We start from the raw sequence: 23,573 nt of genomic DNA on the forward strand, positions 1-23,573 counted from the left end.
TCACCTGCGGCGAAGCCGCTCCAAAGCGTCGAACATCTTGAATCGTCCACTCGTGGGCACGGTTTCGATGTCGTGGCCGGTGACGCCCCAGCCCGCCAACAGGGTGTTCGCTGCCTGCAGTCCGGTGGTGGCGGCACGTTCCATGAGAGCCACGGGCAGATCGATCCGAATGCCGTCACCCGCAAGTACCAGCGAGGGCTCGGGGGTGCGCACGGTGGGCCGCTCGGCGAATGCTCCGAGGCCGAACATCGGGCAGTCGTCTCGCCATTCGGATCGTTCCGCGATCACCTCTGCCGCAGCGGTTTCCGGGTAGATCTCGTGCATGCGAGCCATCAGCTGCGCGCGGGTGACCTCCTCGGATTCCTCCGCGGCGTAGGCATGCAGTTCGACGACCGAACCTCCGGTCCTCGCTGCCCACTCCGCGGCCTCGTCCTCGAACCGCTCGAGCACACTGATGTTGTCGATCGGAGGCATACCGCCGGTGCCGATGAACGCGGGACGATCGGCATTCACCGCCTTGCTCAGCCACACGCGGTGGACCATGAAAGGCGGGGTGTTCTGCAGCGCGCCGATCTGCTTGCGCCACGCCGGCGTCCCGAGCTCGGGGGATTTCTCGAGCACCCGCTGCAATCCGGCGATGTCGGTAGCGAGGACCACCGCGTCGGCGTCGATGATTCCGCCGGCGTCGACGCGGAACTTGCGCAGGCCACCGCGGGTGATCTCGCCACACGGAGTGGACGTTCTGATGTCGACACCGAGACCACTGAGATACTCCCCCAACGGGTTCCACAGTGCCTGTGGGTAGGGATCGCGGGGGACGTCGAAGATCAGACCCTCGGAGGAGCCGAGGAAGTAGATGTGGAACATCATCGCCAGTTCGGCAGCCGACATCTCCTCCGGGTCGGCGAAGAAGCTGCGTGAGAACACCCCGAACGCCAGATGGCGTGCCGCTTCGGGAAAGTTGATGTTGCGCAGGAACTCCGCCGCGGGAGTGGTGTCGAGTTCGTCGAAGGTCTTCGGCACGCTCACCGTCATGAGTGGCAGGGCGGCGATTCCGTTGAGGTCGGTGAGGTCCTTCCACCGGAACGTCGGACTGCGCTTGACGAACGCGAACGCATTGAGCGGTGGCGTCTCGGGCAGCCCCTTGAATCCGTCGATACGACCGTCGCCGTCGATCAGCGGGTAGTCGTCGACCGGGCGTAGACGCGCCAGGTCTGGGTCGGTGCGGCGCAGCAGGTTTCGCAGGTTGTAGTACTGCCGGAAGAACGCGTGGAAGCCGCGGCTCATCGTCGCGGGCGAGCCGTCCTCCAGCGTCGTGTCCCAGCCACCGACGCGGCCACCGAGGTAGCTTTCGCGTTCGACCAGATGAACCTTGACGCCGCGTTCGGCCAGCGCGGTCGCGGCGCTCAGCCCCGCGATACCGCCGCCCACCACCACCACATGCGGGACGTCGGCCAGCTGACCTGCGTCCGAATAGCCTTGCACCGCAGCATGGGTGACCTTCTTGGAATCGGTCAACGCTCTTCCTTCGCGGGTCGAGAGCCCAGGAACGTGTGCACCACACCGTTCTGCCATCCGGTCATCGTTTCACGGGCGACACCGCTGTAGCCCGCACGCTGCATCCGTCGCATGAACGCCGATGCGCCGTCGAACGTCACGACGCTCCGCCACAGGTGCCGGTACAACGTGGCGTCTCGCGTCGCGAGCCAGCCGAGCGGGATGATGATGCCCCAGCTCACGACGTTCCAGGAGATGCGAGCACGCAGTGAATCGTGCACCGAGTATTCGTGGAACGCGATCGTCGAACCCGGACGCAGCAGCGCCAGTAGCGATTTGAGTTCGGCGTCGGGGTCGTCGACGTTCCTGATCAGATATGCGGCCAGGATGGCGTCGAACGGTCCGTCGACCCCGTTCACGGCCAGATCCTCCACCCGCGAATGCACGAACGTGACGTTCGACGGCCAGTCCTTGCTCCGGGCGACCTCGAGCATCTCGGCGGACGCGTCGGCGGCGACGATCTCGGCGTGCGGTGCCGCTTCGAGCAGCGCTGCGGTGGACGCACCCGTACCGCAACCGATATCGAGCAGGCGCAGTCCGCTTCCGAGATCGGGAATGCGGAGGCGATGCGCGGACTTGACGAGGTGCTCGTGGTAGCCGGGGTTCGCTCCGACGAGTCGGTCGTACGCTTTGGCACCGACGTCGAATGCGCCGGGAACTTCGTTTCGCGGAAGACCGCGCTTACCGACCTTCACAGTGCCTCTTCCTTGCTCACGCGGGCTGCTGGCCCACCCTGGACCGATACGACATCTCCGTGCTGCAACTGCCGTCCGCGGCGGATGTCCACGTCCCCGTTGACGCTGACCAGGCCGTCGGCGATGATGCCCTTGGCTTCGGCACCGGATTCGATCAGATTGGCGAGCTTGAGGAATTGGCCCAGCCGGATCGATTCGTCGCGGATGGGGACATCGTGTGCATCGGACATGTCTCCATCCTGTACTAGCGGGCCGCTCGCTGCTACCAACGAGTCACATCGCGGCGCGGAAGCGGCGCAATCGCAGGCTGTTGCTCACCACGAACACCGAGGACAGCGCCATTGCAGCCCCGGCGAGCATCGGGTTGAGCAGGCCCGCGGCCGCGAGGGGGATCGCCGCAACGTTGTAGGCGAACGCCCAGAACAGGTTGCCCTTGATGGTGCTCAGCGTGCGACGCGAGAGCCGGATCGCATCGCCGACGGCCCGTAGGTCGCCGCGGACGAGCGTCAGGTCGCTCGCCTCGATCGCGACATCGGTTCCGGTTCCCATCGCGAGGCCCAGGTCGGCGGTGGCCAGCGCTGCCGCGTCGTTGATGCCGTCGCCGACCATCGCCACGACCTTGCCTGCGGCCTGCAGTTCACGAACGGCATCGACCTTGCCCGACGGCAGCACACTGGCAACGACCTGCTCGATGCCTACCTCCGCGGCGATCGTTCGGGCGGCGGCCTCGTTGTCGCCGGTGAGCATGACCGGCGTCAGGCCCAGCTCGCGCAGTTCTGCGACGGCCTGCTTCGACGTCGGCTTGACCGAGTCGGAGACCACCAGAACCCCGCGGGCCTTCCCGTCCCACCCGATCGCGACGGCGGTGCGTCCCTGGCGTTCGGCGTCGTCGAAGGCGTCGGCCAGTTCCGGTGGCAGAGGCATCGACCAGTCGGCCAGCAGGCTGCGACGGCCGATGACCGCGGCGCGACCCTCGACGACGCCCTGGACACCGAGACCCTCGAGGCTGGTGAACTCCTCGACCGACTGGGACGATGCCCCACCTGCGATGGCCCGGGCGATGGGGTGCTCCGAACCCGATTCCAACGCTGCCGCCACGGCACGGACCACGTCCTCGTCCTCACCGTCGGCCACGTGCACCGAATGCAGTGTCATCTCACCGGTGGTGACGGTGCCGGTCTTGTCCAGCACGACAGTATCGATGCGGCGGGTCGATTCGAGTATTTCGGGGCCCTTGATCAGAATCCCCAGCTGCGCCGCCCGACCGGTGCCGACCATCAGAGCGGTGGGGGTGGCGAGCCCGAGTGCGCAAGGGCACGCGATGATCAGGACGGCGACCGCCGCCGTGAAGGCAGCGGCCACCGAATTGCCGGTGCCGAGCCAGAATCCGAGCGTCGCCACCGAGATGGCGATGACGATCGGCACGAAGATTCCCGAGATGCGATCGGCCAGACGCTGGGCCTGAGCCTTGCCGGTCTGCGCATCTTCCACCGCCTTCGCCATCTTCGCGAGCTGGGTGTCTGCACCGACTCTGCTGGCGCGCACGGTGATTCGACCACCGACGTTCACCGTCGCTCCGGTCACCGCGTCGCCGGTCCCGACCTCGACCGGCACCGACTCGCCGGTCAGCATCGACCGATCGACGGCCGAGGATCCACTCTCGACGGTTCCGTCCGTGGCGATCTTCTCACCCGGACGAACGACGAACAGATCGCCGACGGCGAGCTGATCGATCGGAATCTGCTGTTCCTCATCGTCTTTCAGCACAGCGACGGTCTTGGCACCGAGGTCCATCAGTGCGCGCAACGCCGCACCGGCCTGCCTCTTGGACCTGCTCTCGAACCACCGGCCGGCCAGGATGAAGGTGGTGACACCCGCAGCCGCCTCGAGATAGATATTGCTCGCCCCGTCCATCCGCGCGATAGTGAACTCGAACGGATGCGTCATGCCGGGCTCGCCGGCTGTACCGAAGAACAGCGCATACAGCGACCAGCCCAGTGCAGCAAGGGTTCCCATGCTCACGAGGGTGTCCATCGTCGACGTACCGTGCTTCAGGTTGGTCCACGCGGCCCGGTGGAACGGCAGCGCTCCCCAGACGACGACCGGCGCGGCGAGAGTCAACGACAGCCACTGCCAGTTGGTGAACTGGAGAGCCGGAATCATGGCCATCGCGATGACCGGAATGCTGAGCACTGCCGAGACGACCAACCGCTGTTTTAGCGGATCGGTAGGGAGATCGTCCTGTGACTCGGCGGCGGGCAGCGTGGCGGTGTACCCGGCGGCTTCGACAGCGGCGATCAGATCCTCGGTGGCCACGCCGTCACTGGTGACGCGCGCCTTCTCGGTGGCGTAGTTGACCGTCGCCGATACCCCGTCGAGCTTGTTGAGCTTGCGCTCGATTCGGTTGGCGCACGACGCACAGGTCATGCCGCCCAGAATCAGTTCGGTTTCCGTACTCATCCCTGATTCCCTTCTGCCTCGATGACGAATGTGGCCGTGCGGACGACACCCTGATGCTGGAAGTCCGGATAGAGCGCAGATGTTCCGTCGTGCGACTCGTGGTCGGAATGCGTCGGTTCGCTGGGCGACGCGTCGGGTCCGATCGCGTGGCCGACGAACAGGGCAAGAAAGAAGACGAGGGCTATCCCGACGACGAATCCGACGAGCTTGGTCGGGGTGCCGAGTTCCTGTCGTGTGGAGTTCACATCCCTACCCTACCCCCCCAGGGTATCTAGTGGGTAGTGCCGATCGCCTTCTTGAAGCCGACGTGTGAGGCAGTGAAGCCCAGACGGGTGTAGAACCGGTGGGCATCCACTCGACGCGAGTCGGACGTCAGCTGCACCAGAGCGCACCCTTGCCGCGCGGCCTCCTCGATCGCCCACTCGATCAACGCGCCACCGAGCCCGCGACTGCGCCAGGTAGCGGCCACCCGTACGGCTTCGATCTGAGCGCGCAACGCACCACCTCGCGCCAGTCCCGGAATGACCGTCGACTGCAGAGTTCCCACCACCTCGTCACCGTGCACGACGACGACCAGCACGTTCCGTGGATCGGAGGAAATGTCCTCGAAAGCGGTGCGATATCCGTCCATGTTCTCGACGGATTCGCGCGTCGCGCCCAACTGGTCGTCCGCCAGCAGCGCCACGATCGACTCGAGGTCCGACGCCACCGCCTCACGCACGATGCAGGTCGATCCATCGGTCAGAGCTAATTCCATCGGTGTCATTCGGGCGTGAAAAGTCATGTCCACGACGGTAAACGAAGCGTTTTGTAACGCGAACCATCCGGGCGACGAAATGCCGGGTAACCCACTGGCAATTGCAGTCGGGATCGGCTCGGGCGTGGATGATGGGGATCGAAAACATGAATGGTGGCAAGTCGAAGCGTGTGCGCATCGCGCTCAGCGCGTTTGCGATCGGCGCACTCGGTGCCGGAGTGCTGGTAGCAGCACCCTGGTCTGCGTCGGAAACGAGTGTCGAGGCCTCCGTCGAGCTGGTCTCGACATCGACCTGCTACGACATGGTGAGCATCGCCATCGGCGGACGCGGTGACACCCCACGCGAGGGCGTCAAGTGGCTGACCAAGCCCGACGGCACCCGCCTGCCCGCAGCGATGTCCGGTGACTACTCGAGCGACTGGATCGACCAGGCCGTGCGAGCTCCGAACAACGGCAACGTGGTTCCCGACTCCTACGCCGCGGTCTACGTCGAGTACCCGGCCGACCTCGCGAGCTACGAGAACGCCGTGCAGACGGGCGTCACCAACTCGCAGACCATCATGAAGGAAATCTCCGCGTCCTGCCCCCAGACTCGCTTCGCCATCGTCGGCTACAGCGAAGGCGCAGACGTTGCTCGCCGCACCGCCATGGAGATCGGCAACCAGGCCGTTCCCGAGGACGGCAAGTACGGCATCATCGACCCCTCGCAGGTCGTCGGCGTCGTCATCTTCGCCGACGCGGGACGCGTCGCAGGCGAGGGACCGTTCCCCGGTGCTGAGAACCCGTTCAGCAACCCGGACGGTTTCGACACCAAGTACCAGAACGGCAACAACGCCATCCCCGGACAGGGTGCATTGCCGGGAACGTCGGGCGGCTTCGGCGCACTCGACGGACGCGTCGCGTCCTTCTGCTCCGACGGCGACCTGACCTGCGCACTGCCCGCCAACACGTCGCTGATCCACCTGGCCGCCAACGTCGGTCGACAGGTCAACGCCGACGCGCTGCAGAACGAGAACCTCACCCCGGCCACCGGAGCCGACCTGGCTCTGGCACTGGGACGCATCGCAGTCAACGCCTTCAACGACATTGCGTCGCAGCCCAATTGGATGCAGAGCGACGAGACCTTCCTCGACGTACTGATCAAGGTGTCCGAGCCCAACTACAAGCCCGGCACCGCAACGACCCCCGTCTCTGCCAAGGTCGACGGTGAAGAGCCGATCGAGACCGGCCAGATGGTCGACATGGTGTACCTGCCGCAGAAGATCTTCAAGGAGATCACCGGGTTCATCTCGTCCAACCAGAACACGATCCCGGTCATCATGAACGATCCCTACGGCCTGACCCTCGGGCCCGGCTCGGGACACCACTTCGACTACTGGCGCGACGCCGACGCCGCCAACGGCAAGCCACTGACCTCGGTCCAATACGCCGCAGCCTGGCTGACCCAGCTGGCCGAGCAGGCCAACCGGGGCGAGCCGGTGAAGACCAAGGAAGTACAGGAGAAGGCAGGCCGCGCAGCAATCCAGGCCATCGCCGCCACACCCGAGACCACCACCTCGGCAACGGCAACTCCGACGGCAACGACACCGGCACCGGTCACCACCAGCCCCGCTGCCCCGGCCGCCCCCGTTGCGCCTGCTCCCGCCCCCGCGGCCGAGGTGCCGGCACCCGCACCGGCACCGGCTCCCGCTGCCGAGCCTGCAGAACCGGCCTGCACGACTCCGGTCGAGGATGAGACACCCGTCGAGGGCGCACCGCCGGTATGCGTCACCGAGCCCGCCACGGACACGCCGGTCACCCCCGAGGCCGCAGCTCCGACGACGACTGTCGCACCGACCCCGTAGGTGTGTGGAAACTCGTAGCCCACTACGAGTTTCCACGCACGACGGGTGAGCGACGCGCCAGCAGAACAGCGGCACCCGTCACCACAGCAAGAACCACGAGCCCGGCCACCGACAGCACCAGGTGGTCGGGCTCGCTTGTGCGTGAGATGACCGATTCATCCATGGACAACGACGGTGTGTAGCCGGCGGACACCACGGTCACGGGCAGGGCCATGACGAACACCGCCGGCAGTGAGATCGCCAGAGATCCGGGCGATGTCTCCAGCGCGGAGACCAGAACATAGGCCGCAACGAGCGGCAGAGCGAACTGCGAGACGATCGGAATCTCGACGTAGTTCTCCGTCAGGCTCGTAGCAGCGATGACGAACAGGCCGCCCAGCCCGATGTACAGCTGCGGCCACCGGTAACCGATCCCGGCTCCCACTACCAACAGTGCTGCGCTCGCGCACAACCGAACGGCATCTCCCGCGGCGAAGCCGGAGGTACCCAGGGCCGTCGCCGACACTGCGAACAGCACCAGCAGCAGCCGTCCGTCCCGCCCCGGAAGTAGGAACGAGGCCAGCAGCGCGGCAGCCGTCATACCGACGAGAGCCCCGAGCCACTCGACGCTCCGCGTATCGGCATCTGCCGCAATCCAGCTCAGGACGCTTGCCACGACGGGCAGCGCCAGGCCGACGAGCAGAATCCGCGGGGTCTCGGGTGGCTGCACCACCTCGTGATGGCGTACCAGGAACAACGTGACTGCCGCGGCCACTGCAGCGATCACCATGACGATCGCGCGCTCGGGCGCCACATCGTCCTCGGCACCGACCACATCCCAGACGAAGACGGGACCGTCGTTCGCCTGCAACAGGGCATCGAGCCAATAACCCAGCAGCCCGGCACCCACAATCGAGACACCCAGGGCGGCCTGTGCACCACGGTGGTGTCCCGACAGAACCGCGGCCGCACCCAGCAGCACACCGGTGCCCACTGCAGCGGCCCAGTGCCCGAGCATCCCGGGCACCATTCCGACGGTCTGGAACACCACGACGAGCAGCGCTGCCATCGCCACGATGGTCGCAGTTGGCGCACTGACCCGGGCCACGGCGACCGCCGTCCCACAGGCAGCGACGGCAACGACTGTGAGCCCGTTGACAATCGACCAGAACGACCCGAATTCCGCTGTGCCGTTCAGCAGCGACTCGACGGGGCCGATGTCACTGATGGCATAGCCGAGAACGAGACCGGCCAAGAGCATCGACAGTACTTTCATACTGCCGATCATGCCGTCAGCCGAATTTCACTCCCTGCGCCAGGGGCAGTTCGTTGGAATAGTTGACCGTGTTCGTCGCCCGACGCATGTAGGCCTTCCATGCGTCCGAACCTGATTCGCGTCCGCCACCGGTTTCCTTCTCGCCGCCGAAAGCACCGCCGATCTCGGCACCGGAGGGACCGATGTTGACGTTCGCGATGCCGCAGTCCGATCCCGCAGCCGACAGAAAGCGTTCCGCTTCACGCAGGTCGGTAGTGAAGATCGACGACGAAAGCCCCTGCGGCACATCGTTGTGCAGGGCGATGGCCTCGTCGAGGGTGTCGTAGGTGAGCACGTACAGGATGGGCGCGAACGTCTCGTGCTTGACGATGTCGGTCTGGGCGGGCATCGTCACGATCGCGGGCTGCACGTAGTACGAATACTCGTCGACAACATCCACGCGCTCACCGCCGACCACCACCGTTCCGCCGTCGGACTTGGCGGCCTCGAGCGCCTTCTGATAGCCGGCGAACGCGCCCGCGTCGATGAGCGGTCCCACCAAAGTGTCGCTCTCCAAGGGAGATCCGATGGACAGCGTCTCGTACGCCGCGACCAACTTGGCCACCAGTTCGTCCGCAACCGAGGAATGCGCGATGACGCGTCGGAGCGAGGTGCACCGCTGACCGGCCGTACCCGCCGCCGAGAACACCAGCCCGCGCGTCGTGAGATCGAGGTCTGCCGACGGCGTCACGATCGCCGCGTTGTTGCCGCCGAGTTCGAGCAGCACGCGCCCGAATCGCTGCGCAACCCGCGGCGCAACAGCCTTGCCCATCCTGGTCGAACCGGTTGCCGACACCAGAGCAACACGCGAATCATCCACCAGCGCTTCACCGGACGCTCGGTCCCCGATCACCAACTGAGCGATCTTGGGATCGACACCTGCAGCGGCAGCAGCACGCTCGAACAGAGCCTGCACGCCGACGGCAGTCAGCGGGGTCTTCTCCGACGGCTTCCAGATGACGGTGTCGCCGGCCACCAACGCCAACGCCGTGTTCCAGCTCCACACCGCGACAGGGAAATTGAATGCCGTGATGACGCCGACGACACCGAGCGGATGCCATTGCTCCATCATGCGATGCCCGGGGCGTTCGGTGGCAATGGTGTTGCCGTACAGCTGACGTGACAGGCCGACGGCGAAGTCGCAGATGTCGATCATCTCCTGCACTTCCCCGAGCCCCTCGGAGACGATCTTTCCGGCCTCGATGGAGACAAGCGCGCCGAGGTCCTCCTTGTGCGTACGCAGCAGTTCCCCGAGTTCTCGGATCACCTGACCCCGCGCCGGTGCCGGCACCTGCGACCACGAGACGAACGCCGCAGCTGCGTCCGCGATGACACCGTCGACGTCTGCGGCAGAGGCCGATGCCAGCGACGCCAGATTTCCGCCGGTGATCGGCGATCTCGCGGTGATCGCGTCGGGACCGGCCGGCACGTCGAGCGCGATCGTCGCACCCAGCCGGTCGAGAATGGCGCGCGTACGCACACTCAGCTCGTCGTGGGTGATGGATGCAGACATGCGCGTACACCTTCCGTGGAGAGAATCGAACCGTCGGACATAAGCCTACCGACGGGGGTTACAACAGTATTATTTCCTGCCCAATGGTCTTGCTTACGGAATATTAACGCGTATGTTCGTCATCATGACGCAAGTATTACAGCGCACCGGAGTGCCCATCGACGCCTCGACCGCCCGCGGCGTGATCGGTGAACACCTACTGGCCGACGGTTTCGAGCTGGTCCTGGACCTCGACGCCTCTACCGGGTCCACCCTGGTCGACGCCCGAGACGGCACCCGCTACCTGGATCTGTTCACCTTCTTCGCGTCCAATGCCCTGGGCATGAACCACCCCGCCCTGATCGACGATCCGGATTTCCGGGCCGACCTGCTGCAGGCGGCGATGAACAAACCCAGCAACTCCGACATCTACACCGTGCCGATGGCACGTTTCGTCGACACGTTCGCCCGGGTGTTGGGCGATGCTCGGCTACCGCACCTGTTCTTCGTCGAGGGCGGTGCGTTGGCAGTGGAGAACGCATTGAAGGTGGCGTTCGACTGGAAGTCCCGGTGGAACGAACGCAAGGGAATCGATCCGTCCCTGGGCTCGCAGGTGATGCACTTCGAGCACGCATTCCACGGGCGCTCCGGGTACACGATGTCCCTCACCAACACCGACCCGAACAAGGTCGCGCGCTTCCCGAAATTCGACTGGCCCCGAATTCCGTCCCCGTTCATCAGATCCGACGCGAACATGGACGAGCTCGAAGACGCGTCGTTGACGGCCGCGCGGCTGGCCTTCGAAGCCAATCCGCACGACATCGCCTGCGCCATCATCGAACCCATCCAGGGCGAGGGTGGGGATCACCACTTCCGCCCCCGCTTCCTGCAGAAGCTGCGCGCACTCTGCCACGAGTTCGACGCACTGTTCGTCATGGACGAGGTGCAGACCGGAGCCGGAATGACCGGTACCGCATGGGCTTTCCAGCAGCTCGACGTCGTCCCGGATGTGGTCGCCTTCGGTAAGAAGGTCCAGGTCTGCGGCGTGATGGCGGGCGGTCGCGTCGACGACATCGACGACCACGTGTTCGCGGTCAGCTCCAGAATCAACTCGACGTGGGGCGGCAGCCTCACCGACATGGTGCGATCGCGTCGAATATTGGAGGTCGTCGAAGCCGAGAACCTCATCGAACGCGCCGGCCAACTCGGAACAGTGCTGCTGAAGCAGTTGCAGGAGTTGGCAACTCGACATGAGATGGTCTCCGAGGTTCGTGGACGGGGACTCATGTGCGCCTTCTCCCTGCCCGACGCCACGACCCGCGACCGAGTGATCGAACTGTTGCGCACCGAGGAGCACGTACTCGCGTTGGGCTGCGGCGACGCGGCAGTGCGATTCCGGCCGGCACTGACGGTCACCGAAGCCGAACTGACACAGGCAATCGAGTCGATCGATCGGGTGCTGAGTCGGCTCTGACCCACCGCGTCAGGTAATCCTTGACACCAGCCGTAACCTTCTGTCAGGATCAACCTGACACAGGAGGTGGATCATGGATCCGATCGAGCTGGCCGCCGAGGCCGATATCACTGCGGCAACACGGGCGGTCGTGACGGCCGCAGCCACCGAGGCCGGTCGCATTGCCGACGAGATCATCGGCACCGGCCCACTGCCGGGCACACCGGAATGGGAGGCAGAGCAGTCGACCAACCTGCCTGCACGACGGAGCCTCGCGTGGCATCTGTTGAGTCTTCGTGTGCAACTGGCGGCGGGGCTCGACGGCATCGAAACCATTGTGGTGCTGCGCGTTCAGGGTGCGACGTGGGCGATCATCGGCCAGGCGGTCGGCATGTCTCGTCAATCGGCGCACGAGCGGTGGGGTGCCCGCGCGGCGGCGATTCTCGATCCCGTCGGCGATGGGCAGCCCGATATCGTTCCGAACGACAGTCCGGCGTGACTTACCGCAGCACGGTCGCTGCGGCAGCTGCCACCGCGTCGGCCGCTCGCTGCAGTGCAGGCGAGGACAGCGACCACTGCTGCCAGTACAGCTCAACGTCTTCGATGCCGTCGGCGTCGAAGCACGTCAGCGAGTCACAGTTCTGGAGGTCCGGGATCATGCCCCAGCCGAAGCCGAGTTCCACCGCCCGCGCGTAGTCCGAGGACGCCGGAACGAGGTTGCGGGGCGGAGTGTGTGAATCGACGCCTCGGTGCCGTAAGTAGTTGTCCTGCAACCGGTCGTCGGCGTCGAACACCACCACCGGTGCGGTGCTCAGTGCCTCGATCGTCGTACCAGCACCGAACCATCGCTCGATGAACTTTGCGGTGGCCGACGGCCGGTAGCGCATGGCACCGAGGGATCGGACAGTACATCCACGGACCGGCTCGGACACCGATGTGATTGCGGCAGAGACGATTCCGTCGTGCAACAGCTGGGCCGTGCGGTCCTGGTCCTGGCGATGCAGATCGAAAGTCGTCGTACCGGCGAGTGGCGCGAGCGCAGGTAGCACCCACGTCGCCATCGAATCGGCATTGACGGCAATCGAAATGGGGGCCGAGACGCCGTCGTCGTTGAGCTCGGCCCTCGTCTGATCCGTCAGCGTATCGATCTGACGAGCCAGGCGTAATACCGCCGCACCCGATTGGGTGGCCACCACCGGTTTCGTCCGCTGCACAAGAGTGCGCCCCAACGACGCTTCGAGCGACTTGATTCTCTGACTCACTGCCGAGGGGGTCACATGCAATGCACGTGCGGCAGCCTCGAATGTGCCACCGTCGACGACTGCTTTCAACGCTCTGAGCTGCTCGATCTCCACAATATGAAGCTACACTTACCGATGGTGAAAAACATTCGCTGGCTCTAATGCTGGTCGACTCCTAACGTGAACAGCATGACCTCGCTTGCCGCAGCACAATCGACGTTGACCGGACTGGGAGTCGGCCTGTCCCTCATCGTTGCCATCGGTGCGCAGAACGCGTTCGTCCTGCGCAAGGGCCTGCAACGCACGCATGTGCTGCCGGTGGTTGCGGTGTGCGCGCTGTCCGACGCCGTGCTGATCGTCGCCGGGGTGGCGGGCATCGGCGTGCTCGTGGACCGGTTTCCGCTGGCGTTACGCGTCGTCACCGTGCTCGGAGCGCTGTTCCTCTTCGTCTACGGAGTGATGGCGCTGAACCGCGCCCGCACCCCAGCGGCGATGACCACCGACGGCGGCGGCGGGGGCTCGCTGATCGCCGCTGTCGCAACGTGTCTCGCGTTGACGTGGCTCAACCCCCACGTCTACCTCGATACCGTCGTGTTTCTCGGGTCCATCGGTAACCGGCAGCCGGGCGAGCTTCGGTGGTGGTTCGCCCTCGGTGCCGTGCTGGGCAGCGTGCTCTGGTTCACCGCTCTCGGATACGGATCGCGCGTGCTCAGCCCCCTGTTCGCGCGGCCGATGGCGTGGCGGGTCCTCGATCTCGGTATCGGAATCATGATGCTCACCCTGGCCGCGCTGCTGTTGTTCGGCTGAGTCTGCCGCGCCGACGGAGCGCGAGCAGTGAGCTGAGTGTCCACAATTCACGATCGCGGCCCTCATCCCGATTTCGCATCCACAGAATGGACACGCAGCCCACCACCCGATACGAAGGACCCATGGCACAGCTGACGACGTTCCCGGAGCCCGATTCCTCCTTGTCCGATCCCGCCGACCTGTTCGTCGAGTACCTGCGCTTCTACCGAGGCGAGCTCGCCCGGCGGATCACCGCGTTGAGCGACGACGCTCTGGCCACGTCGGCTGTGCCGTCGCAGTGGACTCCCCTCGAGATGCTCATCCATCTTGTGTACATGGAGCAGCGCTGGTTCGTCTGGGGGTTTCTCGGGCGCGCCGTCGACGATCCGTGGGGAGACAAGAAGGACGGCTCCTGGCATGTGCCGACCGACGTGCCGGCGGCGGCATTGCTCGCGCGCCTCGACGACGGCGCTCGACTGACCGAGCAGGTGCTGCGGTCTCATCGCATGGACGACGTGGCCACCCTGGGTGGACGATTCACCGAAGAACAGCCCACTCTGATCTGGATCTGCTTTCATGTACTGCAGGAATACGCCCGCCATCTCGGCCACCTCGACGTCGCCGTCGAACTGACCGGCGGGCCCACAGGCGAGGGGCCGCAATGAGAATCAACATCACCAGTGTGTTCGTCGACGATCAAGACAAGGCACTGGCGTTCTACACCGACGTACTGGGCTTCGTGGTCAAGCACGACATTCCCATGGGCGGAACAGATCGCTGGCTCACGGTCGTATCTCCTCAGGAGCCGGAGGGCACCGAGCTACTGCTCGAGCCCAGCGGCCATCCGGCAACCGGCCCGTTCAAGACGGCGCTGTTCACCGACGGCATTCCGTTCACCCAGTTCGCCGTCGAAGACGTTGCCGCCGAACACGATCGGCTTGTCGGACTGGGTGTCAGCTTCACTCAGGAGCCCACCGAGATGGGCCCGGTGATCACCGCCGTGTTCGACGACACCTGCGGCAACCTGATTCAGATCATCGCTCCGGTGAGCTGACCGGTCACACGTTCGCGTACAGATCGACGGTGGTGCCGTCGGGATCGTGCACGACGGCATAACGCTGCCCCCAGAACGCATCCCACGGCTGCAGGTGCCCTGTGTACCCCGCGTCGGTCACTGCGGCCCACGCCGCGTCCACTCCGGCGGCCGTGCCGCAGTCGAATGCCAGCGCGACGCGGTGGCCTCCGCTGGGCGCGGTCCACGTCGGATCGAACGAGGTGATCGTCGAGGGTAGGTCGAACAACAACCGAACCCCACCGAGGTCGACCTCCACATGTTGCTCGGCATCGGCCTCGGCCGGAATGTCCAGTCCCAGAACGCGGTAGAACGCCAATGCAACTGCCATATCGGCGACGACGATTTCGATTCCTGCCAGACGTGGTTTCACCCGGACAAGGGTAGCCACGTCAGCCCCAGTTCGCGGCATTTGTCAGGCAAAACGGATGCCCGGCCGGATCCAACAGCACACGCCAGGTCTCACCCGGTTGCTCGTCGGGCACAGTTGCACCCAACTGCACTGCGGCTTTCGCGGCCGCATCCAGATCGTCGACCGCGAGATCGAAGTGAAACTGTGTGCTGCCCTTCGTGTTCGGCCACTCCGGCCGCTGATAATTCTCCACGCGTCCGAATCCGAGCGCGCTGGAGGGCCCCTGCAGCATCGCGTAATCCTTCTCCGCGTGGACGACGGTCCAGCCGAGTAGCGCAGACCAGAACGTCGCGCTGGCCTCGGGATCTCCGCAGTCCAGCGTGACCATCTTCAGGGTTGCCACGGGTGCATCGTTCATGGTGTTTCTCCTCGACAGCGTCGATCGTTTCTCGAAGGTGTCGGACCAGACTCCTACACTGACGCCCGTGCCGGATAGGAAAAATGCGACAGCCACCCACGCCGGTGTCCTGCGGCCGGATCAGCTGGCGCAGTATGTCGACCTGGTCCGGCTGCCGTGTGCGGCGTCGTTGGAACCGTGGGTCGAGAACTACTGGCAACTTCGGTGGGATCTGCCGTCGGGCACCTCGTATCGCAGCTCGACCCTGCCCCACCCGGCATGCACGCTCAGCGTCGAGCACGGCTGGACCCGCGCCGGCGTCACCGAGCCGGTGGTCGTGACCGGAGTGCTGACCCGACGGTTCGACGTCGAACTCGCCGAGTCCGGGTGGGTGTTCGGCGTCAAGTTCCGACCCGGCGGCTACGCGAGCTTCACCGGAACCGTGGCCCGAACTCTGCGAGACGTCCCAGTAGCTCCGCCCACCCCCTTTCGATCGGAGACCGTCGCCGCGTTGACGCAACTGGACGCACAGCACGATGCCGACCACTGCCGAACCGTCGTCGACGCGGTTCTCGAGCCCTACGCCCACGATGTCGAGCCGGAGTACGAGATCGTCTTGGATGTCATCGGCACGATGCTCGGTGATCGGACGCTGATACGCGTCGGCCAGGTGGAGGACAGATGTGGCATCGGGACTCGTCGGCTACAGCGGATGTTCGAGCGTTATGTCGGTGCGACGCCCAAGTGGGTTCTGGGCCGATATCGGATTCACGACGCACTCAGTGATCTCGACAACGGATACAGCGGGTCGCTGGCGGAACTGGCCGCGCGGTACGGCTGGTTCGACCAGGCGCATTTCACCCGCGAGTTCACCGAACTGGTCGGTGTGTCTCCCGGTACGTATCAACTGTGAGTAACACCTTCGTCACGCAATGCGACTTTTGCCAATTCGTTTGGCACAGTATCCCGCGGTGCTCGGTAGCACCCGGTGGGCAACCGCAGCACAGAGGAAGAGTGGGCTTCAACGCATGATCAACATTCTCGTCGCCGGTGGAATCGCATTGGCGGTCTCGATTCTGTTGACGCCATTTCTCATCGCGCTGTTCACCCGGCAGGGCTTCGGCCAGGAGATTCGCGTCGAAGGCCCGGCGAGCCACCAAGCCAAGCGAGGAACGCCGACGATGGGCGGCGTCGCGATCATCGTGGGTCTGTGGGCCGGCTACCTCGGTTCCCACCTCGTGGCGATGGGAGGCGACGGGCCGTCGGCATCGGCGCTGTTGATCCTCGGTCTCGCGACCGCCCTCGGCATCGTCGGCTTCCTCGACGACTACATCAAGCTCCGCATGAAACGAAGCCTCGGCCTCAAAGCCACCGGAAAATACGTCGGGCAGATCAGTGCCGCGGTGATCTTCGCGGTCCTGGCACTGCAGTTTCGCAACGGCAACGGGCTGACGCCGGGCAACGTCGAACTGTCACTGGTGCGGCAATCGACCTTCTTCACGATGGCCCCGATCGTCTTCGTGCTGTTCTGTGTGTTCCTCGTCGTTGCCTGGTCCAATGCCGTCAACCTCACCGACGGGCTCGACGGTTTGGCGGCGGGCTCGATGACCCTCGTCCTCGGCGCCTACACGGTGATGACGTTCTGGCAGTACCGGCAATCGTGCGCCACCAATTCGGTGGCCGGGTGCTACCAGGTGCGTGATCCCCTCGACCTCGCTGTCGTGTGCGCGGCGGCCGCGGGAGCATGCATCGGATTCCTGTGGTGGAACGCAGCACCGGCCAAGATCTTCATGGGCGACACCGGCTCCCTGGCACTCGGTGGTCTGCTCGCCGGCCTGTCCGTCGTCAGCAAGACCGAGCTGATCGCGGTTGTCTTCGGAGCCCTCTTCGTCGCCGAGAGCGCGTCGGTGGTCATCCAGGTCGCGTCCTTCAAGTCCACCGGCAAGCGGCCGTTCCGGATGGCACCGATCCACCATCACTTCGAGTTGGGCGGCTGGGCGGAAACAACGGTCATCATCCGACTGTGGCTGTTCGCGGCCATCGCGTCGGCGCTGGGGCTCGGATTGTTCTACAGCGAATTCCTCGCGGCCGTCGGCTGACCTCTACGATTCCGATATGACCGACGAACTGTCTCCGCTGGCCAAGGTCGATGCTCTCGCCGCCGAACTCGAGACCCTCGATGCTCGACGCGTCGCCATCGGAGTCGAACTCGTCAACCTTCAGTTCGGACTCGACGGAAACGCAAAGATCCGCGCCACCGAGGTTTTTCACAGCGACTACCTGGGCAGGCTGTTCACGTTGGTCGACGAACTGCGCACGGACGAGTAGGGCTCGCTAAAGCGCATCCGGGTCCGATCGCGACACCGCAGTCAACCGAAAATCCCTCAGCGACAACGTCCATGCTGCAACCGCGGCCAGCACAGCACCACCGATGGGAAACACGGTCCACGGACTGCCGATGATAGGGGTGAAGGTCGACGGTGACGCGTCGTCGACAGCAGCATCAGAACTGAAGAGATTTCCGACGTAACCCTCGTCGTCCTGAATACTTATGCCGGACAGACCTCCGGTTGCGATCCCGAACGGCGACTGCGGTATTTCGTTGGTGCCGCCGTAAATCGCGATGGATCGGGACCACACCGATGCAGGAACGACAGTCTGTTCCGACCGTTGCGGCGGCCAGTGCGTCCACGCGAAGGCGCTGCCCGCTCCCAGCGCGGCACCGACGACGATCAGCAACGTGAACAGGTGGGCGGAACTGTACTGACGGTCTCTGACGACGCGCATTCCGGAATCGACGAGAAACCACGCCACCACCAGAGCCAGAGCCACTCCGGCGGCAACGAGATACAGCGACACGGGGAACCAGCTCGGTCGCAGATGTGCCGTCCCAGGAGTGTCCGGCGGTTCGGTGATCGCAACGTGCCACACCACTGCGGCCGCAGCCCCTGTGGCCGCGCCGACGCCCCCGAGCACTGCGACGAGCCCTCTGCCGGATGGTCTGTCCACGCGCGAGACTCTACCGGCCAGTCGGTCTCTTGACCTGAAGCATTGTTCAGGTTCTACCGTTCGATGCATGACGACACAGCGCCCCATGCAACCACCCGAGATGCAACCCATCGGCTTCTGGACCGTCCGCGCCGGGGAGGCCGTCCGCGCTCGAACAGGCGGAGCGCTCCGCGACATCGGCATCACCCAGGCCGAATGGTGGCTCCTGCATCAGATTTCACTGCATCCCGCTGGTGCCGATCGAGCGAAGACGATCGACACGATCGGACACAACGACACCCCTGGCGCGATCGTCGACGCAATCGACTCCGCTACCGAGAAGGGGTTGATCACCGAATCCCATGCACGACTGAAGTTCACGCCTGAGGGCCAGCGGCTATTCGCCCGCGCCGCGGACATCCAACGGATGCTGCAGGACGAACGCATGCAGGGAATCAGTCAGGACGATTTCGCGACCACCATCCGCGTCCTGCAAGGAACCATCGAGAACGTCGGCGGCGACGCATGGCACTGGTAGGACAGTCGCTCGTAGCCGACAGCGTCAGCGTCGCTTTCTGGTGAACAGAACACCGACAACGAGGCCGAGAACAGCGCCGAGGACGGGCAGGCCGAAGACAACGAACGCCGTTGTGTAGGTGATTCCCAACGAGCGGATGTAACTCGAACTGTCCACGACGAACGCGTAGTTGACCCGTCGCGGCCTGATCTCCCACAGCAAGTATCCGAGCGAGCCGATCAATCCGAGACACAGCCCGACCAGGGTGCTCAAACTACGCATTGCCGTGCGCCCCACGGGCCGCGTCGGCGAACTCCGCCATGCTCGGGAACTGCATCGCAAAGCCGTAGTCGCCGTTCGGCTCCGGTGTTGCGCCCCACCCTGGCCGATCGTGTCTGCGATCGATCCACACCGAAGCAAGGCCGTGACGCCGCGCCGGGACGTGATCGTGGAACAGGCTCTGTGCCACGTGCAGCAGACGTGATTTGGGCACACCGAAGTCGTCGAGGATCGCGTCGAGCGCATCGAAATGGTTGTCCGCCGGCTTGTATGCGTGCACATCCTCGGCTGTGACGATGGCGTCTAATTCAACGCCGAGCCGACGGTTGCTACCGGCAAAACCCGCGCGGTGCACGTTGGACAGAATCACCAGCTTGTAGTGCTCGGCGAGTGATGCCAGTGCGTCCGCCGAGTCGGGAAAGGCCGGCCAGTCCGGAACGGAGCCGGCGAGTCTGCCTGACCAGTCCGGGGTGACCGGTATACCCAGCGCGTCGCCTGTTCGTCCGAATGCGTCGGCCAGGATGTCGGGATAGAGCATCGACGGTGAATCCTGCTGCGCCTGTGCTTCGTTGGGCGCATAGGCGGCGAGTAATTCGTCCTTGGACATCGGCGACCCTGTATCCGCAGCCCATGCGCCGAGCACGTCACCGATCCCCGACTCCCAATCGATCAACGTTCCATAGCAATCGAAGCTCAAGACGTCGTAGTCGGCCAGGTTCATCGGGCTCCCTTGGGTATTCGGTGGCGGTCGGATCCGGATGCCTCTATCGTCTGCAGGTCATGTGCATCGTACTGCGGTTGGCCGACCCTCGACCGATCGATGGTCGGCGGTTGTGACGTCGACCCGGCTACGGCCGGCAGCCGCCACGGATGCCGAATTCCTGTACTCGATGGCCTCGGACGCCACCGTCATGCGGTGGGTGGGCGACGGAAAGCCCTGGACAAGAACTTATTTCGACCGTCGATTCAGCCGAGCACTGGCGACGACGGACCTCGATACACCCGACCTGCCCATGTGGTCGATCGGAGTCGAAGACGCGGTACCGGTCGGACTGCTGAGCCTCATCCGTCGAGCCGATCACGTCGAGGTGGGCTACTGGGTGCATCCGGACCACTGGGGACGCGGCTGTGCTGGGCACATGCTGGGCGAGGTCCGCGAGACCGTGGGCAACCTCGCAATGGTTGCGACAGTCGCACGCGGCAATGCCGCGTCGCAAAGAGTGCTGGAGAAGGCAGGGTTCACAGTCGTGCACGACGGTGATCCGTTGACCTATCGTCGATCACCGTCGTCCTGATCCGACTGCTCACCAGGACCGATCACCAGGGCCGCGGCGGACGTGGGCGCACCGATGTTCGCCCGCTCGTGACCCCGCGGACCATCGGACGCGCCAGGAATTCGTGCGGAAACCCCATGTCGATCGCGCTGACCGAATACAGCCGAGCCAACTGCGACTCGTCGAAAACGACATCGAGGGCACCGATGTTGTGCTGCAACTGTTCTGCGGTCCGCACACCGATCAGCGAACTGACGACGGCGGGATGTTGCAGCGTCCATGCCAACGCCACCTGGGCCGGAGTCGCACCCATCTCTCCTGCCACCTCGACGACGACGTGGGCTGTGCGCAAACCACGTTCGGTCAGTGTTCGGTTCGACCTCGCGTGATCGCGCCGACTGCCCGTCGGTGAATTCGAGCTCGCCCCTTCGAGGTCGGCAGCGGTGTACTTACCCGTCAACACACCCCCGCCGAGGGGTGACCACGGAACCACACCGAGACCCAGATCTGCTGCCATCGGTAACAACTCGCGTTCGGTAGTGCGCTCGATCAGGCTGTACTCGACCTGAAGTGCGGACAGCGGTGGCCATCCGCGTAGCTGCGCAAGGGTCTGCATTCGCGCGACCTCCCAGGCCGGGGTATCCGAAATGCCGAGGTAGAGAACTTTTCCCGATTGCACCAAATCACCGAGGGCGGCCATGATCTCGTCGCTCGGCGTCACACCGTCCCATGCGTGCAGGTACATCAGATCGATGTAGTCGGTGCCCAGGTTCCGCAAACTGGCATCGACCGAACCACGCAGGCTCTTTCTCCCGCCGCCACCCGAATTCGGGTCCGCCGGATCGCGCGTCGCCGCATATTTGGTCGATACGACAACCGAGTCGCGACAACCTTCGAGAAATTCCCCCAGATACCGCTCCGATTGACCGTCGGTGTAGATGTTCGCGGTATCGATCATGTTGCCTCCGAGGTCCAGATAAGCGTCGAAGATGCGTTTCGACTCCTGCTTGTCGGCTCCCCACCCCCAGACGTCCCCGAATGTCATGGCCCCCAACGACAACGGTGCCACGCGCAGTCCCGAGCGTCCCAGGAGTCGATAGTCGTCCATCCGTGTCATCGTGTGTCTCCTTCTCGATCGATCCGTCCGGCTCACAGTGCCGGTCCGGTCGAGAAGCGGGAAGGTCATGGTCATCCTGGGACGCGCGATACCAGGCTGACTGGTCCGAATTGACCTACGCTGTGTGGAATGACCACGACGCCACCGGAGATGGCCCGCCGAGAACTGGCGGCCTTCCTGCGGTCTCGACGTGAAGCGCTCGTTCCGTCCGACGTCGGTCTGCCGCCGCGGATCGGGGCCTCCCGGACCCCCGGACTCAGGCGCGAGGAGGTCGCCGCACTCGCCGGTGTCAGCGTCGACTATCTCGTGCGGCTCGAGCAGGCCCGTGATATCCGACCGTCCGCCCAGGTGGTGGGGTCACTGTCGAGGGCCTTGAAGTTGTCCGGCGACCAGACGGGCTACCTGTTCACGTTGGCGGGGCATCGTGCACCCGAACGGCCCACCGACCGAAAGATTCCCGACGGAATCGCCCAGTTGGTACACGACGTCGAGCCCCTGCCTGCCATGGTCCTCGATTACAGACTCGACATCCTGGCCATCAACGAAACCATGGCCGCCCTGCTGCTCGACATAGACGAGCGGCCCGCCGAGAGTCGTAATGTCCTCCGAATGTGCTTCTTGGACACATCATTCGACGGCTTCTACGAGTCACGCGACGACGTCGTCCGCGGTGCCGTCGCCGATTTGCGTGCCGCGTGGGTCGACCACTCGCACGACACTCACCTCGCCCTGCTGATCGACGAACTCCAACACGGCAGTGCCGAATTCTCGCGATACTGGCAATCACGTGAAGTATCGATACGAAGCCGGGGAGACAAGCCGATGCAGCACCCGCTCGTCGGCCCGGTGACCGTGACGTTCGACGTCCTCACTCCACTCGGCGACCCGGATCTTCGATTGATCGTCTATCGCCCGGCCGACGCACAATCGCATGCCGCGTTGGCCGAACTCGGTCGCCTCCGTGCTCGGCGACGCGGACGGCATCTGCGCACCATCTGAACCCGACCCAGCCGGGCTCGAAAAGTCGAGCCAGCCGTGCCTGCGCCTCCCTATCGTTGTCACCAGAACGAAGGAAAGGCCACCGGCACATGCTCGAACGATGGAATGCAGCACTCGATTACATCGAGGACAACCTCGACCACGACATCGACCCGGCACAGCTCGCTCGCATCACCCTCACGTCCGACTATCACTTTCGACGCGTCTTCTCCGCGCTGGCCGGAATCCCACTGTCGGCGTACATCCGACAACGGCGAATGTCGTTGGCAGCCGCAGACATTCTCGCCGGCATCGGGGTGCTCGACGTCGCGACCAAATACGGCTACAGCGGCGACGCATTCACTCGCGCATTCCGAGACATGCACGGGGTCACACCATCCCACGCCCGCAAACCAGGGACCACCCTCCGCTCCAGACCACCACTGGCATTTCACCTGACCATCGAAGGAAAGAGCACCATGGACTACCGCATCACCGAACTGCCCGCATTCCACATCATCGGCAAATCGACGCGAATCCCCCTCACATTCCACGGCGAGAACACCCCCATGACCCAGTTCCACCAGACCTTGCCCACCGGATTCGGCGAACAACTTCGCCGACACGCCGACCTGCCCGAACTCCCCCACATCCTCTTCGTCAGCGATGGCTTCGAGGCCGACCGAACCGACGGCAGTCTCTTCGACTACTACTTCGCCGTCGCCACCACAGCCCCCATACCGGCCGACCTGGACTCCCTCAGCGTCCCCGCATCGACATGGGCGGTCTTCGAAACACGCAGCGACACCGCACTCGCCCCAGCACTACAACAACTCTGGGCCGACGCATTCAGCGAGTGGTTCCCCTCCCACCCCTTCCACATCACCAACGGCCCGGAAATTCTGACCGTCACCGAAAACACACCCGACTGGTCATCGGGAGCCGGAGAACTCTGGATCCCGGTTGCCCGCAACCAATGACTCCCCGCCCGCCCTGGTCACTCAATGTGACATTTGGTGG

Annotated in this window: 28 protein-coding genes; 13 read left to right on the forward strand and 15 right to left on the reverse strand. The window is 64.6% G+C overall.

Going from position 1 to position 23,573, the window contains the following annotated elements; genetic code table 11:
• The 6 genes from CH262_RS17640 to CH262_RS17665 are packed head-to-tail and all read right to left on the reverse strand — an operon-like array spanning position 1 to position 5,496.
• Positions 1-1,518 carry an NAD(P)/FAD-dependent oxidoreductase gene (locus CH262_RS17640; RefSeq protein ID WP_057473181.1) on the reverse strand — a complete coding sequence of 506 codons (1,518 nt, stop codon included), beginning with the start codon at positions 1,516-1,518 and terminating at the stop codon, positions 1-3.
• Positions 1,515-2,252, reverse strand: a complete 738-nt coding sequence (locus CH262_RS17645; RefSeq protein ID WP_094718060.1) for a class I SAM-dependent methyltransferase — start codon at positions 2,250-2,252, stop codon at positions 1,515-1,517. The genes CH262_RS17640 and CH262_RS17645 overlap by 4 nt, the downstream gene beginning before the upstream one ends.
• Entirely contained in the window at positions 2,249-2,482 is a 234-nt protein-coding gene (locus CH262_RS17650; RefSeq protein ID WP_027494925.1) for an RNA-binding S4 domain-containing protein, read from the reverse strand. The genes CH262_RS17645 and CH262_RS17650 overlap by 4 nt, the downstream gene beginning before the upstream one ends.
• 43 nt (positions 2,483-2,525) lie before the next feature.
• On the reverse strand, positions 2,526-4,712 hold the full coding sequence (locus CH262_RS17655; RefSeq protein ID WP_094718061.1) for a heavy metal translocating P-type ATPase: 2,187 nt from the start codon (positions 4,710-4,712) through the stop codon (positions 2,526-2,528).
• The gene (locus CH262_RS17660) at positions 4,709-4,957 is read right to left on the reverse strand and encodes a hypothetical protein (RefSeq protein ID WP_032389480.1); all 249 of its coding nucleotides are present in this window, start codon (positions 4,955-4,957) and stop codon (positions 4,709-4,711) included. Before CH262_RS17660 ends, CH262_RS17655 begins: the two co-directional genes overlap by 4 nt.
• A 26-nt stretch (positions 4,958-4,983) precedes the next feature.
• Positions 4,984-5,496 (reverse strand): GNAT family N-acetyltransferase, encoded by a 513-nt coding sequence (locus CH262_RS17665; protein WP_256988859.1) that lies wholly within the window; start codon positions 5,494-5,496, stop codon positions 4,984-4,986.
• 104 nt (positions 5,497-5,600) lie between these two features.
• Here CH262_RS17665 and CH262_RS17670 point away from each other — a divergent pair, with 104 nt between their 5' ends.
• The gene (locus CH262_RS17670; protein ID WP_094718062.1) at positions 5,601-7,313 is read left to right on the forward strand and encodes a cutinase family protein; all 1,713 of its coding nucleotides are present in this window, start codon (positions 5,601-5,603) and stop codon (positions 7,311-7,313) included.
• A gap of 22 nt (positions 7,314-7,335) precedes the next feature.
• Here the strand turns inward: CH262_RS17670 and CH262_RS17675 are convergent, their stop codons facing one another.
• Positions 7,336-8,568 carry a hypothetical protein gene (locus CH262_RS17675; RefSeq protein WP_143547126.1) on the reverse strand — a complete coding sequence of 411 codons (1,233 nt, stop codon included), beginning with the start codon at positions 8,566-8,568 and terminating at the stop codon, positions 7,336-7,338.
• 16 nt (positions 8,569-8,584) lie between these two features.
• Positions 8,585-10,120 carry an L-piperidine-6-carboxylate dehydrogenase gene (gene amaB / locus CH262_RS17680; RefSeq protein WP_094718064.1) on the reverse strand — a complete coding sequence of 512 codons (1,536 nt, stop codon included), beginning with the start codon at positions 10,118-10,120 and terminating at the stop codon, positions 8,585-8,587.
• A gap of 124 nt (positions 10,121-10,244) precedes the next feature.
• On the opposite strand from amaB, the gene lat reads away from it, so the two are divergent.
• Both lat and CH262_RS17690 read left to right on the forward strand, forming a co-directional pair.
• Entirely contained in the window at positions 10,245-11,573 is a 1,329-nt protein-coding gene (gene lat, locus CH262_RS17685) for an L-lysine 6-transaminase (protein ID WP_094718122.1), read from the forward strand.
• A gap of 73 nt (positions 11,574-11,646) precedes the next feature.
• A complete protein-coding gene (locus CH262_RS17690; protein WP_094718065.1) occupies positions 11,647-12,051 on the forward strand; it encodes a hypothetical protein in 405 nt (134 codons plus the stop codon).
• Position 12,052: 1 nt separating this feature from the next.
• Here CH262_RS17690 and CH262_RS17695 read toward each other — a convergent pair whose 3' ends face one another.
• Positions 12,053-12,907: a LysR family transcriptional regulator ArgP gene (locus CH262_RS17695; RefSeq protein ID WP_373453789.1), complete on the reverse strand. Its 855-nt coding sequence runs from the start codon at positions 12,905-12,907 to the stop codon at positions 12,053-12,055.
• Positions 12,908-12,982: 75 nt separating this feature from the next.
• On the opposite strand from CH262_RS17695, the gene CH262_RS17700 reads away from it, so the two are divergent.
• The 3 genes from CH262_RS17700 to CH262_RS17710 all read left to right on the forward strand — a co-directional run bounded on the left by CH262_RS17700 (position 12,983) and on the right by CH262_RS17710 (position 14,633).
• On the forward strand, positions 12,983-13,600 hold the full coding sequence (locus CH262_RS17700) for a LysE/ArgO family amino acid transporter (protein WP_094714457.1): 618 nt from the start codon (positions 12,983-12,985) through the stop codon (positions 13,598-13,600).
• A gap of 122 nt (positions 13,601-13,722) precedes the next feature.
• Positions 13,723-14,244: a mycothiol transferase gene (locus CH262_RS17705; protein WP_094665957.1), complete on the forward strand. Its 522-nt coding sequence runs from the start codon at positions 13,723-13,725 to the stop codon at positions 14,242-14,244.
• Positions 14,241-14,633, forward strand: a complete 393-nt coding sequence (locus CH262_RS17710; RefSeq protein ID WP_032400920.1) for a VOC family protein — start codon at positions 14,241-14,243, stop codon at positions 14,631-14,633. The genes CH262_RS17705 and CH262_RS17710 overlap by 4 nt, the downstream gene beginning before the upstream one ends.
• 4 nt (positions 14,634-14,637) lie before the next feature.
• Here CH262_RS17710 and CH262_RS17715 read toward each other — a convergent pair whose 3' ends face one another.
• Together CH262_RS17715 and CH262_RS17720 are read right to left on the reverse strand one after the other, a co-directional pair.
• On the reverse strand, positions 14,638-15,024 hold the full coding sequence (locus CH262_RS17715) for a VOC family protein (protein WP_027494936.1): 387 nt from the start codon (positions 15,022-15,024) through the stop codon (positions 14,638-14,640).
• 19 nt (positions 15,025-15,043) lie between these two features.
• On the reverse strand, positions 15,044-15,421 hold the full coding sequence (locus CH262_RS17720; RefSeq protein WP_094718067.1) for a VOC family protein: 378 nt from the start codon (positions 15,419-15,421) through the stop codon (positions 15,044-15,046).
• A gap of 67 nt (positions 15,422-15,488) precedes the next feature.
• Here CH262_RS17720 and CH262_RS17725 point away from each other — a divergent pair, with 67 nt between their 5' ends.
• The 3 genes from CH262_RS17725 to CH262_RS17735 all read left to right on the forward strand — a co-directional run bounded on the left by CH262_RS17725 (position 15,489) and on the right by CH262_RS17735 (position 17,728).
• Positions 15,489-16,313: a helix-turn-helix transcriptional regulator gene (locus CH262_RS17725; protein WP_256988861.1), complete on the forward strand. Its 825-nt coding sequence runs from the start codon at positions 15,489-15,491 to the stop codon at positions 16,311-16,313.
• 115 nt (positions 16,314-16,428) lie between these two features.
• Positions 16,429-17,499 carry a phospho-N-acetylmuramoyl-pentapeptide-transferase gene (gene mraY / locus CH262_RS17730; RefSeq protein WP_027494939.1) on the forward strand — a complete coding sequence of 357 codons (1,071 nt, stop codon included), beginning with the start codon at positions 16,429-16,431 and terminating at the stop codon, positions 17,497-17,499.
• 16 nt (positions 17,500-17,515) lie between these two features.
• On the forward strand, positions 17,516-17,728 hold the full coding sequence (locus tag CH262_RS17735) for a hypothetical protein (RefSeq protein ID WP_027494940.1): 213 nt from the start codon (positions 17,516-17,518) through the stop codon (positions 17,726-17,728).
• Between the two features lie 6 nt (positions 17,729-17,734).
• Here the strand turns inward: CH262_RS17735 and CH262_RS17740 are convergent, their stop codons facing one another.
• On the reverse strand, positions 17,735-18,409 hold the full coding sequence (locus CH262_RS17740) for a hypothetical protein (RefSeq protein ID WP_094665920.1): 675 nt from the start codon (positions 18,407-18,409) through the stop codon (positions 17,735-17,737).
• A 67-nt stretch (positions 18,410-18,476) separates the two neighbouring features.
• Between CH262_RS17740 and CH262_RS17745 the strand changes: the two genes are divergently transcribed.
• A complete protein-coding gene (locus CH262_RS17745; RefSeq protein ID WP_094665919.1) occupies positions 18,477-18,926 on the forward strand; it encodes a MarR family winged helix-turn-helix transcriptional regulator in 450 nt (149 codons plus the stop codon).
• A gap of 24 nt (positions 18,927-18,950) precedes the next feature.
• On the opposite strand, the gene CH262_RS17750 is transcribed toward CH262_RS17745, so the two are convergent.
• Both CH262_RS17750 and CH262_RS17755 read right to left on the reverse strand, forming a co-directional pair.
• Positions 18,951-19,187 (reverse strand): hypothetical protein, encoded by a 237-nt coding sequence (locus CH262_RS17750; RefSeq protein ID WP_094665918.1) that lies wholly within the window; start codon positions 19,185-19,187, stop codon positions 18,951-18,953.
• On the reverse strand, positions 19,180-19,905 hold the full coding sequence (locus CH262_RS17755; RefSeq protein ID WP_094718068.1) for an HAD-IA family hydrolase: 726 nt from the start codon (positions 19,903-19,905) through the stop codon (positions 19,180-19,182). The genes CH262_RS17750 and CH262_RS17755 overlap by 8 nt, the downstream gene beginning before the upstream one ends.
• Positions 19,906-20,017: 112 nt before the next feature.
• On the opposite strand from CH262_RS17755, the gene CH262_RS17760 reads away from it, so the two are divergent.
• Entirely contained in the window at positions 20,018-20,479 is a 462-nt protein-coding gene (locus tag CH262_RS17760; RefSeq protein ID WP_027494945.1) for a GNAT family N-acetyltransferase, read from the forward strand.
• A 22-nt stretch (positions 20,480-20,501) separates the two neighbouring features.
• Here the strand turns inward: CH262_RS17760 and CH262_RS17765 are convergent, their stop codons facing one another.
• Positions 20,502-21,575, reverse strand: a complete 1,074-nt coding sequence (locus tag CH262_RS17765; protein ID WP_094651445.1) for an aldo/keto reductase — start codon at positions 21,573-21,575, stop codon at positions 20,502-20,504.
• A gap of 129 nt (positions 21,576-21,704) precedes the next feature.
• On the opposite strand from CH262_RS17765, the gene CH262_RS17770 reads away from it, so the two are divergent.
• On the forward strand, positions 21,705-22,574 hold the full coding sequence (locus tag CH262_RS17770) for a helix-turn-helix transcriptional regulator (protein ID WP_048319056.1): 870 nt from the start codon (positions 21,705-21,707) through the stop codon (positions 22,572-22,574).
• Between the two features lie 89 nt (positions 22,575-22,663).
• Positions 22,664-23,533 carry an AraC family transcriptional regulator gene (locus CH262_RS17775; RefSeq protein ID WP_094718069.1) on the forward strand — a complete coding sequence of 290 codons (870 nt, stop codon included), beginning with the start codon at positions 22,664-22,666 and terminating at the stop codon, positions 23,531-23,533.
• Positions 23,534-23,573 lie beyond the last annotated feature (40 nt).

Origin of the sequence: Rhodococcus sp. 05-2255-1e (assembly GCF_002259025.1) — a bacterium.
Lineage (GTDB): Bacteria > Actinomycetota > Actinomycetes > Mycobacteriales > Mycobacteriaceae > Rhodococcoides > Rhodococcoides fascians.